Raw genomic sequence first — 13075 nt, 5'->3', positions numbered from 1 at the left:
GCGTAGATTTAAAAACAAATTGATATCACCACTGGAGCGGACTCAGAATCAGCTAATCAGATTTATACCCACCATATTGTGCAAATAGCGAAAATGGATAACAGCGTTGGCGAATTTGAAATTTTTGTTTTATTTATAAATGAATATAAAAATTACTGCCAACATTAAAACAAATTATATTCTATCAAATATTATTTTTTAATTATTTCATACAAATAAATAAAGCAAGTTAAAAATTTTTATACACATATAATAAAGTAAATATAATTTAAATAAACAGCTAGGTATTTCTTGCGAATTACTATGCTAATGAACATATTTTACTAACTTTTAGAGAAAATTCTCATCATATTTATCCATTTGACATTATTTATTAATTCCGATATCAGCCGGTAACACAATAGATATTTTTATGAGAAAATAGAATAAATTACTATTGAGCTAGTATGGTTGAGTTATATTTCGTTAAAAAAATCCTTAAACTTGGTTGTTTAAGGATTTTTTTGTTCCGTTTTTTATATTAGAACTGCGCAGCCCTGTGCCGGATCACTGCTGCGCGCCGCTATGGCATCTTCTACGGTCATGCCTAATGCTTTGGCAACACCAGCGCCATAATCCGGATGGCAGGCATTGCTATTGCGGATATGGCGGTATTTGATGAAATCCGGTGCATCGCCCATTGCCCGTGCTGTGTTTTCATATAAAACTTGCTTTTGTGCATCACTCATGAGGTTGAAAAGGGCGCGTGGCTGGCTGAAGTAGTCATTGTCGTCTTCATGGAAATTCCAGAAGTCGGCATCTCCGTGAATTTTGAGAGGTGGTTCTCTGAATTCGGGCTGTTCCTGCCACTGATGAAAGCTATTGGGTTCGTAATGGGGCAGGCTGCCGTAGTTGTCGTCTACGCGGGTGGTGCCATCGCGATGGTTGCTGAATACTGGGCAGCGCGCTTTGTTTACTGGTATCTGATGATGGTTAACGCCGACGCGATAGCGGGCTGCGTCTGCATAGTTATATAAACGTGCCTGTAATACTTTGTCTGGTGATACGCTGATGCCGGGGACGAGGTTGCTTGGGGCAAAGGCAGCCTGTTCTACATCGAGATAGTAGTTGTCTGGGTTGCGGTTTAGTTCGAATTCTCCGACTTCGATTAGGGGGTAATCGCCATGTGGCCAGACTTTTGTAAGGTCAAATGGATGGTAGGGGACTTTTTCTGCATCAGCTTCGGGCATGATCTGGATATACATGGTCCATTTGGGGAAATCGCCGCTTTCTATGGCGTTGTAAAGGTCGCGCTGATGGCTGTCGCGGTCTTGTCCCATGATGTTGGCCGCTTCTTCGTCAGTCAGGTTTTTGATGCCCTGTTGGGTGCGGAAATGGAATTTTACCCAAAAGCGTTCTTTGTTGGCGTTGATAAAGCTGAAAGTATGGGAACCGAATCCATGCATGTGACGATAGCTGGCGGGGATGCCGCGATCAGACATGGTGATGGTTACTTGATGGAATGCTTCGGGGAGTAGTGTCCAGTAGTCCCAGTTGTAGGTAGGACTACGCAGGTTGGTGCGGGGATCACGTTTAACGGCTTTGTTTAGGTCTGGAAATTTACGTGGGTCGCGCAGGAAAAATACTGGTGTGTTGTTGCCAACTAAATCCCAGTTGCCTTGTTCGGTGTAAAAACGCATGGCAAAGCCGCGAATATCTCGCTCTGCATCGCCACCACCGCGCTCGGCTGCCACTTCGGAAAAGCGGACAAACATTTCGGTTTTTTTGCCAATCTGGCTAAACAGTTTGGCACAGGTGTATTGGGTAATGTCGTGGGTTACGGTGAATGTGCCAAATGCACCTGAGCCTTTGGCATGCATACGGCGTTCAGGTATGACTTCGCGCACGAAATTAGCCAATCTTTCGTTAAGCCATAAATCTTGAGCTAGTAGGGGACCACGTGGGCCGGCGGTCAGGCTGTTCTGGTTATCCGATACGGGAGCACCCTGATTGGTAGTGAGATGGGTAACGGGACATTTTTTTATGTCATCGGTCATGGTAAAGCTCCTTGTTAATTTGTTATTAAAAAAGGCCTTTACTGCTTTTGGCTGTCTGAATGATTATAGACTTGATAAAAAAATTTTAATGTTAATAAGTTGTTATTTTACATTTTCTTGAAAATAGCAATTATGTTTAAAGTTTGTGAAATTTTTTATATTTGAATGTTTGTTTTGGCAGGCAAAAAAAATAACCAGCCTGTTGCGGCTGGCTGGGAGAATTTGGTTTGGATTGTTGGGTGACAGTAGTCTGAGGTTTGGGACTGGTCTGATTAGACTGAGAAAGATGAACCACAGCCACAGGTTGTGGTGGCATTAGGGTTGCGGATAACGAATTGCGAACCGTGCAGGCTTTCTGAATAGTCAATTTCTGCACCCACCAGATACTGGTAACTCATGGGATCAATCAGGAAGGTTAAGCCATCTTTTTGAATCTCAAAATCATCATCGTTAACGATTTCATCAAAGGTGAAGCCATACTGAAAACCTGAGCAACCACCTCCTGTTACAAATACTCGTAGTTTTAGGTCAGGGTTGTTTTCTTCTGCAATGAGGTCTTTAACTTTGGTGCAGCAGCTTTCGGTAAAGGTAATTGGTGTTTCTATAGCGGTATCTGACATGGCTTGATCCTTTTCAAGAAATATGGGCAGGCTGAATTGTCCACCTTGCCGGTAGTTTATGGCAAGAGGGGCGTGAGTTTCAGCCCGCTGGTTTCTTCCAGTCCGAACATGATATTCATGTTTTGTACGGCTTGTCCGGCAGCGCCTTTAACCAGATTGTCAATCACAGACAGGATAATCCATGTGTTGTTTTGGGGAGCTGGCTGTACGCTGATGCGACAGAGGTTAGCTCCGCGAACTGAGCGGGTTTCTGGGGTGCTACCGGCAGGCAGTACGTCTATAAACGGGCTGTTACGATAATAGTCAGCAATCAGTTGATAAGGATTGTGACCATCTTTGGTTTGTACATACATGGTGGCATGCATACCGCGAATCAAGGGGGTAAGGTGGGGAACGAATATGAGATTGTTGCCTATCTGAGGTTGTAAGAGGTTTAGTGTTTGTCTGATTTCGGGTAAGTGTCGATGGCCACTAATACCATAGGCTTTGAAGTTGTCACTGCATTCGGCAAACAGGTTGCCGGTATTGGCTTTGCGGCCGGCACCGGATACGCCGGATTTGCAATCGGCGATTAATAGCTGATTATCTGCTAGGCAGTGATGTTGTAATAAGGGTAGTAAAGGTAAGCTGATGCAGGTGGGATAACAGCCGGGATTGGCTATAAGCTGAGCCTGAGCGATTGCGGTACGGTTGAGTTCGCTCAGGCCATATACGGCTTTTGCAATCCATTCAGGGCTGGTATGGGTAAACGGATACCATTGCTGCCAGAGGGCTACGTCTTTGATGCGGTAGTCTGCTGACAGGTCAATGATTTTTATACCCTGAGCCAGCAGAGGTGGTGCTTCTTGCATGGCTATGCCGTTTGGTGTGGCAAAGAATACGACATCACACTGATTCAGGCTGGCTTGTTCTGGGTGCTGGAAAATGAGATGGTTGTAGATACCACGCAAGCTGGGAAAGTAGTCGCTTAATGCTGTTTTTGCGGCACTACGACTTGTCACTGCGATTACTTCTGCATCTGGATGCTGTGCCAGTAAGCGTAATAATTCTACTCCGGTGTAACCTGTGGCACCGACAATGCCGATTTTGATACTCATTTGTTTTCTTTCATGGTTTTTATGGCTATTTTGGCTGGTTAAATGACTACTTGGGCACCCAGTTCGACTACTCGATTAGCTGGAATATGATAGTAGTTGCTGGCGGTGGCGCTGTTTTTATATAACCATTTGAAGATTCGGGCGCGTAAGCGACCCATTTTGCCATGGCTGCTTTGGGCTGCAACAACGATGCTGTCATGGGAAAGGAAGAATGATGTTTCCATTGTATCCAGTGTGATGCCCTGTTCAGCCATTAAGCCCAGTATATGACTGATGTCGGCTGTTTCTTGAAAGCCGTAGTTGGCAATAACGCGGGTAAAGCGCGCGCCTATCTGTTTCATGGCGATGCGTTCGTTATCGGCAATATGAGGGACTTCTTTGGTTTTGATGCTAAGTAAGACGTTGTAGTTATGCAATACTTTGTTATGCTTGAGGTTATGTAGTAGTGCCCGTGGGGTGCTGAATGGATCTGATACCATGAATACGGCATTGCCAGAGACAATCTGTGGCGGGTAGTCGTGTAGATTTTCGATGAAATCATCAAGTGGGAAGTCTTTGTTTTGTTGCGCTTCGTGCAGTTGTTGCTGACCGCGGCGCCATGTTGAAAACAATGTGACTACAATCATGGCTACCAGTACTGGGAACCAGCCTCCGTGAATCAGTTTGAGTAGGTTGCTGCCAAAGAAAACTAGATCGAAGCATAAGAATATTGAGGTGAGTAGGAGTGCCAGTGGAATTGGCCAGCGCCAGTTTTTAATCATTACGACGCAAAACAGGCATGAGGTGATGACCATGGTGCCGGTTACGGCAATCCCATAGGCTGAAGCCAGATGTTCGGAGTCGTGAAAGGCTAAGACTACTAAGGCTACTGCTATGAGTAGCAGCCAGTTAACCAGTGGCAGGTAAATCTGGCCAACTTCTTCGTTATTGGTATGGATGATGTTCATGCGCGGTGCAAAGCCAAGCTGAATTGCCTGACGTGTAAGGGAGAAAGCACCTGCAATTACGGCCTGACTGGCAATGATGGTTGCAAAGGTAGCCAGTATGATGAGGGGAATCAGCAGCCAGTGCGGGGCACTCAGGAAAAACGGGTTGTTGATTGCTGCCGGATTGTGCAGAATAAGTGCACCTTGTCCCAGATAGTTGATGATGAGGCTGGGTAAAACTACTTTTACCCAAGCTGTCTGGATAGGCTGGCGCCCAAAATGTCCCATATCTGCATATAAGGCTTCGGCTCCTGTTACGGCCAATACGACACAGCCCAGTCCGATAAAGCCATCCCAGCCGTGGTTAACGGCAAATTTAATACCGTAGTAAGGATTGAAAGCCAGTATGATGGTGGGGGACTGCACTATCTGATACAGGCCTATCAGTGCTATGGCACTGAACCATAGCAGCATGATGGGGCCAAATAGTGTGCCAATTTTATGTGTCCCTTTTTTCTGAATCAGAAATAGTGCAAACAGGATCACTAGTGCTATGGGCATGACATACTGGCGAAAGCTTTCGTTGATCACGGTTAAGCCTTCTGCGGCAGACAGTACGGATACTGCCGGTGTAATCATGGCGTCACCGTAGAATAGTGCGGTACCGGTAAGTCCCATCATCATGATAATCCATGCAGGTTTGCCTTTAAGGTGTCGCATTGCCTGCTGCATTAATACTACAACTCCACCTTCGCCGTTGTTATCTGCCCGCAAGATAAACAGAACATATTTAAGGGTAACAATCAGTAACAATGACCACAGAATCAGTGAGACAAAACCTAATACATTTGTTTCTGTGGGGGCTATTGTTGAAGCGCGAAAGCTTTCTTTTAAGGCGTATAGTGGACTTGTGCCAATGTCGCCGTAAACAATACCTAATGCAGCAAGTGTCATTGCAGTATTGGCAGAAAACTGTATACGCATTTATGTACCTCGTTATAGGGTTATCAGGATGTGAGTTTAGTCTTAACGTTAAGTTTAGCCAATCCCTTAAATGTGGGTTTTTATAGATTTTTTTGTTTATTAGTCATGGCTGGTTGTGTCTAGTGCAGGCTATTTGGGGCTTGTGTGCTGAGGATGAGGTGGTCTTTTCATTTTTCGGGTGGTTAAAACAAGGACGGGTTTATCTTTGTTGCAAAATATGTTGTTTGGTATTTTATGGATTAACAAATGGTTATGGCTCGGTTTGGTGTAATGGTTATCTATGGGCGCTAATGCAATTGGTTGATAAGTTTATGCTAATCTGGATGAATGTTTGATATAGATAATGGCAGGAGGTTTCTTTTTTTTCAACAATGGGTTAAAATAAAGAAATTTTTCGAATTATTGAGAAATGGCCCTGAGGCCATTTTTTTGTTTTTACGGAGCACAGATGGATATTCAGGGCATTTTGGAAAAAACTTTGCCGGGTCTGGGCTATGAGCTGGTGAATTATGAGCTAACTGCACAGGGGGATTTGCGTGTCTTTATTGATAAGGCAGAAAGCGGTATCTCTCTGGATGATTGTGTTGCAGTCAGTAATCACTTGAGCCGAGTATTAATGGTGGAAGATGTTGATTATCAGCGTCTGGAAATTTCTAGCCCCGGCTTGGATCGACCATTGACCAAACCGGCTGATTTTAGGCGCTTTGCGGGACAACTGGCTAAGATTAAAACGCGTTTGCCTATTGATGGGCAGAAAAATTTTACCGGTCGGATTAATGGTATTGATGAGAATGATTTGATCAGTATCACGCTGGAAGAGGCTAATGAGGTACGCCGAGCCAAGCGTGCTGCTGTGGCGGCTGGTAAAACTGTTTTAATTGAATGGCAAAATGTTGATAAAGCACGTTTGAAGCCAGAATTTGATTTTTAAATTGAATTTTCATATTGTTGTAAGCACGGGCTTGCAAGGAGAATTAAATGAGTCGTGAAATTTTGCTACTGGCTGAGGCTTTGGCGAGTGAGAAAAACGTAGATACAGAGGTGGTATTTAGCGCACTGGAGTTTGCTCTGGCCAGTGCGGCCAAGAAAAAAACTGAGCGTGAAAATATGGATGTACGGGTAATTATCGACCGTAATACGGGTGATTACAGTAGTTTTCGCCGTTGGCTGATTGTGGCCGATGAGGACTATACCTACCCTGATATTCAGAAGACCATTGAAGAGATTCAGGAAGAAATTCCGGGAACAACATTGCAGGTTGGTGAGTATCATGAAGAACCAATTGAGAATGTGGAATTTGGCCGGATTGGTGCGCAAACAGCCAAGCAGGTTATTTTGCAACGTATTCGTGACGCCGAGCGTGAGCAGATTTTAAATGAATTTTTGCAACGCAAGGATAGTCTGGTGCTGGGTACGGTTAAACGTGTTGAGCGGCATGGCGCAATTGTGGAAATTGGCCGTCTGGAAGCTTTGCTGCCACGCGATCAGATGATTCCGCGGGAAAATTTCCGTAATGGTGACCGGGTACGGGCTTTGTTTTTGCGAGTAGACCAGATTGGTAACCGCAGTCAGGTAATTTTGACCCGTATTTCGCGTGAATTTCTGCTGAAATTGTTTGAAATGGAAGTGCCGGAAATTGAAGACGGCCTGCTGGAAATTAAGGAAGTAACCCGTGATCCGGGTTTGCGCGCTAAAGTCGCGGTGAAGTCGAATGATGCTCGTATTGACCCGCAGGGTACCTGTATCGGTGTACGTGGATCACGTGTAAATGCGGTAACGGAAGAGCTGGCGGGCGAACGGATTGATGTGGTGCTGTGGTCGCCGGAAACTGCTCAGTTTGTGATTAATGCACTGAGTCCGGCTGAGGTAACGCGTATTCTGATTGATGAAGACAATCATTCGGTTGATGTGATTGTGGCAGAGGATCAGTTGGCGCTGGCTATCGGGCGTGGTGGACAGAATGTCCGTCTGGCAGCAGAACTGACAGGCTGGCAGCTGAATATTATGACTGTGGAAGAAGCACAGGAGCGCCACGAAGCAGAAGATAAAGCGGTGCGTGAGCTCTTTATAAATAATCTCGGTGTGGATGAAAGTGTGGCCGAGGTACTGGTACAGGAAGGGTTTACCAGTTTGGAAGAAGTGGCTTATGTGCCTGTTCAGGAAATGCTGGAAATTGAGGGTTTTGACGAAAATACGGTGGAAGAGTTGCGCAACCGTGCCCGTGATGCCATTTTGACCTTAGCCATTGCTTCTGAGGAACAGCTGGAACGGATGGACGAAGAGCTGAAAAATTTGGACGGGGTGGATCAGGAAATGCTGCATGATTTGGCCAATGAGGGGATTAAAACCCGAGATGATCTGGCTGAGTTGTCAGTAGATGAGCTGATTGAGATTACCGGCATTGATGAGGAAACCGCCAAGAAAGTGGTGATGGCTGCACGCGCCCACTGGTTTGACGAAGTATGAGGGTACGCGAATGAGTAATCAAATAACTGTAGAACAATTTGCCTTGGAGCTGCATTTATCAACTGCAAGGTTGCTGGAGCAGTTGGCCGAAGCAGGAGTACATAAACAGGCTGCATCAGATAAGCTGACTGCTGCGGACAAAAAACAGTTGCTGGTTTATTTAAAGCAGTCTAATGGTAGTCAGTCTGCCGGTACCATCACGCTGAATCGTAAAAAACCAGCTGAGAAAAGCACTGTTGGCGGTGTTGAAGTTGAAACCCGGCGTCGCCGGCGAATTGCCGTACCGTCTGAAGAACTGGAAGCCAAGCCGGCAGAAGAAAAGCACGCACCGGTGCAACCAGAACCAGAGTCAGTAAAGGCAGATACTGAGGCTGAGGAACAGGCGAAAAAAATAGCAGCGGAGCAGGCTGAAGCACGACGCAGAGAAGAATCTGCTGCTGCCGCAGCTGCTGAAGCTGCACGATTAAAGGCAGCAGCTGCAGCTAGTAAAACCGAACAGAAAACTAAAGTGGAGTCTGTGCAGACAGAAGTGGTAAAACAGCAAGTGAAACAGCAACAAACTGAAAAACAGCAACAGACTGAAAAACAGCAACAGACTGAAAAACAGCAACAGACTGAAAAGCAGCAACAGGCTGAAAAGCAGCAACAGGCTGAAAAGTCACAACAGACTGAAGCAGCTGCGCAAACTGTAGAAGTACCGGCTGATAAAAAAACAGCTGACAAAAATGAGCAGCATAAATCCAGACGCAACCGTAACCGCAATGCAAAGAAGATTGATTTGGCTGCATTGGTGGCTGAGGCGTCTAAACCTATTATCAGTCCTGAAGAGCAGGCTCAGCGCGATGAAGAAGCACGACGTGCAGAAGCTATGCGCGCACATCAAGAAATGCTGATGAAACAGAAGCTGGAGCGTCAGGCACGTCAGGCACGACGTGAAGCAGCCAAGCAACAGGCTAAGGAAGAAAGTAAAGCAGCCAGTGAGCAGAAACCTGCCGAAGTGCGTTCGGCCAAGCCGAGCGAGAAAAAACCGGTAACCAGTACTAGTACACCTAAGGCAGCTGAAACCGGAGCTGAATCAGCCGGACGGCGTAAGAAAGATGAACAGCGTCGTCAGCGTGAAGATGAAATGCCGAAAGGAAAATCTGCCCGTGGTGGTAAAAATCGCCGTTCAGCCGATGTGGGTAATGCAGAAGATAGTCGCAGACGTGGTGGTAAGAAAGGTGGCAAGAAGCAGCTCAAGCTGGAACCGAATCAGCATGCTTTCCAAGCGCCTACTGAGCCGGTAGTACATGAAGTTCTGGTACCGGAGACAATTACTGCTGCTGAACTGGCACACAAAATGGCAGTTAAGGCCGCGGAAGTTATCAAAACTCTGATGAAAATGGGTATGATGGTGACCATTAACCAGTCACTCGATCAGGAAACCGCGCTGATTGTTGTGGAGGAGATGGGACATATTGGTAAAGCGGCAGCGGCTGATGATCCTGAAGCATTTTTGGATGAAGACACCGCGGTTGTTACTGAAGCGGAAACCTTGCCACGCCCGCCAGTGGTGACAGTCATGGGGCATGTGGATCATGGTAAAACTTCTCTGCTGGATTACATTCGCCGAGCCCGTGTTGTTCAAGGTGAAGCAGGTGGCATTACTCAGCATATTGGTGCCTACCATGTTGAGACCCAGCGCGGTGTAATTACTTTCTTGGATACGCCGGGACACGAAGCATTTACTGCTATGCGTGCACGTGGTGCTCAGGCTACTGATATCGTTATTCTGGTGGTTGCTGCTGATGATGGGGTAATGCCTCAGACGATTGAAGCAATTGCTCATGCCAAAGCAGCCAAGGTGCCACTGGTGGTTGCAGTCAATAAGATTGATAAAGAAGGTGCCAATCCGGAACGCATTCGTCAGGAATTAACTGCACATGAGGTAGTACCGGATTCATGGGGTGGTGATGTGCAGTTTATTGATGTTTCCGCCAAACAGGGTACTAATATTGATGCCTTGCTGGAAGCAGTACTACTGGAAGCCGATGTGCTGGAGCTGAAAGCATCTGTTGATACGGCTGCTAAAGGTATTGTGGTGGAATCACGTCTGGATAAGGGGCGTGGTGCGGTGGCTACTTTACTGGTACAAAGTGGTACTTTGCGCAAAGGTGATATAGTACTCGCTGGTACGACTTTTGGTCGTGTACGCGCTATGGTAGATGAAAATGGTAAAACCATTACTGCCGCAGGCCCGTCTATTCCGGTAGAGATTCTTGGTCTGTCTGATGTGCCTAATGCTGGTGAAGATTTTATTGTACTGGCAGATGAGAAAAAAGCACGTGAGATTGCTCTTTTCCGTCAGGGTAAATATCGTGATGTGCGGCTGGCGAAACAGCAGGCAGCCAAACTGGAAAACATGTTTAATAACATGGGTGAAAATCAGGCACAAAGTTTGCCGATTATTATTAAGGCTGATGTTCAGGGTTCCTATGAAGCGTTGGCTGGCAGTTTGCGAAAACTGTCTACTGATGAAGTTCGTGTGGATGTGCTGCACAGCGGTGTTGGTGGCGTGAGCGAGTCTGATGTTAATCTGGCGATTGCATCTGGTGCTGTTGTTATTGGCTTTAATGTTCGTGCTGATGCAACTGCGCGTAAGCTGGCTGAGCATGAGGGAATTGAAATTCGTTATTACAATATTATCTATGATGCTATTGATGATGTGAAGGCGGCTTTAAGTGGCATGCTGGCACCGGAACAGAAAGAAAATGTGATTGGTACGGTGGAAATTCGTCAGGTAATTACGGTATCCAAGGTTGGTAATATTGCTGGTTGTATGGTTACGGATGGATTGATTAAACGTGATTCGCATGTTCGGTTAATCCGTAATAATGTGGTTATCCATACTGGTGAGCTCTCTTCATTAAAACGCTTTAAAGATGATGTTAAGGAAGTACGTCAGGGCTTTGAATGTGGCTTGATGCTGAAAAATTTCAATGAAATTATGGAAGGTGATCAGCTGGAAGCTTTTGAAGTGGTTGAAGTTGCCCGTAAGCTTTAAGGTTATTTGAAGTGTTACAAGGCAGTCTGGATATTTTTCGGGCTGCCTGAATTATTGGCCTGATCACAGAAAGGAATGATTATGCGTAAACCTCAACGTGGTTATGCACGTCAGGATCGTGTCAAAGAGCAGATTATGCGAGAACTGGCTGAGCTGGTGCGTGTTGGCCTGAAAGATCCGCGAGCTGGCTTTATTACGATTAATGAAGTTGAAGTTACTCGAGATTACAGCCATGCGACAATTTATTATACTGTTTTGGATGACAGTACTCGTGCTGTTACTGAAGAGGCACTGGAACATGCCAGAGGGTATTTGCGTAGTGAGCTGGCACGGCGAATAAGTTTATTCCGCACACCTGAACTGACATTTATCTATGATGATTCTCTTGAACGGGGTATGAGTATTTCGCACCTGATTGATAAGGTAGCAAAAGAAAAACCGGTTGACGATTGATGTTGCAATAAAAAGAGATTGACTATGATTGGTCAATCTCTTTTTTTGTTATATTTATGATTCGGCTAAATTATAATTCTGTGTTAGCGGCCATAGTGAACTGTAATGGAAGCTTTGGCAATGACATGACTATTGACTACAAATCCTGTGCAGCTGGTGGTGACATCATCAGGTAGCTCGATTTTATCGGTGTTTAAAGCATAAACGGTAAAAATATACCGGTGTGGCGGGGTGCCTTCAGGCGGATAAAAACCGGAATAACCTAAGGTTCCACTGTCATTGCGTAGCTGACGTGTACCGGCAGGCATATTCTGCCCATTTTCAGCACCAGCATTGCGTTTCAGTTCAGTTAAATCTTTGGGCAGGTTAATAGCCATCCAGTGCCACCAGCCGGCGCCACCAGTTGGTGCATCAGGGTCATGGCATTGTATGGCAAAACTTTTGGTCTCTACCGGTGCATTTGTCCACGCCAGAGCCGGGGACTGATTATCATGGTCACTTTGATAGGAGGAATCAACGGTATCGCCATTTTTAAACTCTGGGCTGGTTAAAATAAATTTATCTGTCATTGTTCCCTCAAAATCAATTGATGTTATTGATAACGGTTTAATTCTGCAATATGAAATGTATTAAGTCAATGTTATTGTATTGACGTTTATGAAAACCGAAAACGCCAATACGCTATTCTGGTAGGCTGGTTCGTTATCTGAGGAAAAGGTTGCTGGCGCACACCCGCAGCCTTTGCTACAGTTTGTCCGGCAGATATCTAACTCATACGTGTGATGTTGATGCTCATTAAAGCATCTCATAACAAGGATACTCAAAGCTAGCGTTACTTGAACTCACAGCCTCTATTGACTGGTCAAGATCTTTTATACATAGAAATAGCCATATATTTAGCCTTTTAATTATTTTGTTATGTGTATTTAACATAGGACTGCTATATAAGTTAGTGGTGCAAAAATATTTATTTATGTTAATAAATAATAAGAGAGTTATGAAAGTTATTGGATTTTTAGTTGAGCAGTTATTTCTGATAATTTGAAATATTTATGCATAGGGCTTTATTGGGATTAGGTGAGAGTGAAGATTATTATTTAAGACGAGATAAAAGCTGATAGTCTGGTTGCAATGGGTTTGAATGGCAACACCTATTCAAACAACAAAATTAAGGGGTAGCCGTTTGTTAAATTCTACCGGAGGCAAATAGCCCAACGACGAATGTAACCGTTTATGATTGTACCAATAAGCATAAGCCGCAAAGGCTTGTTCTAATTATTCATTCGTCATGAATTTTTCCCCTTTAACAAATTCAGTTTTAATGCTTTTAAATGTTGCCTCTGCCACTGCATTGTCATACGGACATCCCTTTTTACTTAGTGAACGCTGTATATTAAATGTATTAAAACACTTATCTAGCAATTGATTATCAAATTCCTTTCCTCTATCT

At 44.9% G+C, this 13075-nt stretch carries 9 protein-coding genes and 1 pseudogene; 4 read left to right on the top strand and 6 right to left on the bottom strand.

Going from position 1 to position 13075, the window contains the following annotated elements; translation table 11 throughout:
• Window positions 1-515: 515 nt before the first annotated feature.
• The 4 genes from MJ761_RS00050 to MJ761_RS00035 form a co-directional block, all read right to left on the bottom strand.
• Window positions 516-2036: a catalase gene (locus MJ761_RS00050; protein ID WP_093090871.1), complete on the bottom strand. Its 1521-nt coding sequence runs from the start codon at window positions 2034-2036 to the stop codon at window positions 516-518.
• Between the two features lie 272 nt (window positions 2037-2308).
• A complete protein-coding gene (gene erpA, locus MJ761_RS00045; RefSeq protein ID WP_037406564.1) occupies window positions 2309-2656 on the bottom strand; it encodes an iron-sulfur cluster insertion protein ErpA in 348 nt (115 codons plus the stop codon).
• A 56-nt stretch (window positions 2657-2712) separates the two neighbouring features.
• Window positions 2713-3753, bottom strand: a complete 1041-nt coding sequence (argC, locus tag MJ761_RS00040; protein ID WP_093090869.1) for an N-acetyl-gamma-glutamyl-phosphate reductase — start codon at window positions 3751-3753, stop codon at window positions 2713-2715.
• Window positions 3754-3791: 38 nt separating this feature from the next.
• Window positions 3792-5663 carry a potassium transporter Kup gene (locus tag MJ761_RS00035; protein WP_093090867.1) on the bottom strand — a complete coding sequence of 624 codons (1872 nt, stop codon included), beginning with the start codon at window positions 5661-5663 and terminating at the stop codon, window positions 3792-3794.
• A 448-nt stretch (window positions 5664-6111) separates the two neighbouring features.
• On the opposite strand from MJ761_RS00035, the gene rimP reads away from it, so the two are divergent.
• From rimP to rbfA, 4 genes are all read left to right on the top strand, one after another.
• Window positions 6112-6594, top strand: coding sequence for a ribosome maturation factor RimP (gene rimP / locus MJ761_RS00030; protein ID WP_093090865.1), 483 nt, complete (start codon window positions 6112-6114; stop codon window positions 6592-6594).
• A gap of 47 nt (window positions 6595-6641) precedes the next feature.
• Window positions 6642-8129, top strand: a complete 1488-nt coding sequence (nusA, locus tag MJ761_RS00025; RefSeq protein WP_093090863.1) for a transcription termination factor NusA — start codon at window positions 6642-6644, stop codon at window positions 8127-8129.
• Between the two features lie 10 nt (window positions 8130-8139).
• Window positions 8140-11172 (top strand): translation initiation factor IF-2, encoded by a 3033-nt coding sequence (infB, locus tag MJ761_RS00020; RefSeq protein ID WP_093090861.1) that lies wholly within the window; start codon window positions 8140-8142, stop codon window positions 11170-11172.
• Between the two features lie 81 nt (window positions 11173-11253).
• Window positions 11254-11625 carry a 30S ribosome-binding factor RbfA gene (gene rbfA / locus MJ761_RS00015; protein WP_037406574.1) on the top strand — a complete coding sequence of 124 codons (372 nt, stop codon included), beginning with the start codon at window positions 11254-11256 and terminating at the stop codon, window positions 11623-11625.
• 83 nt (window positions 11626-11708) lie between these two features.
• On the opposite strand, the gene MJ761_RS00010 is transcribed toward rbfA, so the two are convergent.
• Together MJ761_RS00010 and MJ761_RS00005 are read right to left on the bottom strand one after the other, a co-directional pair.
• Entirely contained in the window at window positions 11709-12194 is a 486-nt protein-coding gene (locus tag MJ761_RS00010; RefSeq protein WP_093090859.1) for a YbhB/YbcL family Raf kinase inhibitor-like protein, read from the bottom strand.
• A 586-nt stretch (window positions 12195-12780) separates the two neighbouring features.
• A pseudogene (locus tag MJ761_RS00005) lies at window positions 12781-13075 on the bottom strand (integrase core domain-containing protein); the annotation flags it as partial.

Source organism: Snodgrassella communis (genome assembly GCF_914768045.1).
GTDB lineage: Bacteria > Pseudomonadota > Gammaproteobacteria > Burkholderiales > Neisseriaceae > Snodgrassella > Snodgrassella communis.
The sequence above is the reverse complement of the archived record's forward strand: the minus strand, read 5'-3'. Positions and strand labels throughout refer to the sequence as shown.

Coding starts and splice junctions, on each gene's coding strand:
- MJ761_RS00050 (WP_093090871.1), bottom strand. CDS start 2,036: ATGACCGATGACATAAAAAAATGTCCCGTTACCCATCTCACTACCAAT.
- erpA (WP_037406564.1), bottom strand. CDS start 2,656: ATGTCAGATACCGCTATAGAAACACCAATTACCTTTACCGAAAGCTGC.
- argC (WP_093090869.1), bottom strand. CDS start 3,753: ATGAGTATCAAAATCGGCATTGTCGGTGCCACAGGTTACACCGGAGTA.
- MJ761_RS00035 (WP_093090867.1), bottom strand. CDS start 5,663: ATGCGTATACAGTTTTCTGCCAATACTGCAATGACACTTGCTGCATTA.
- rimP (WP_093090865.1), top strand. CDS start 6,112: ATGGATATTCAGGGCATTTTGGAAAAAACTTTGCCGGGTCTGGGCTAT.
- nusA (WP_093090863.1), top strand. CDS start 6,642: ATGAGTCGTGAAATTTTGCTACTGGCTGAGGCTTTGGCGAGTGAGAAA.
- infB (WP_093090861.1), top strand. CDS start 8,140: ATGAGTAATCAAATAACTGTAGAACAATTTGCCTTGGAGCTGCATTTA.
- rbfA (WP_037406574.1), top strand. CDS start 11,254: ATGCGTAAACCTCAACGTGGTTATGCACGTCAGGATCGTGTCAAAGAG.
- MJ761_RS00010 (WP_093090859.1), bottom strand. CDS start 12,194: ATGACAGATAAATTTATTTTAACCAGCCCAGAGTTTAAAAATGGCGAT.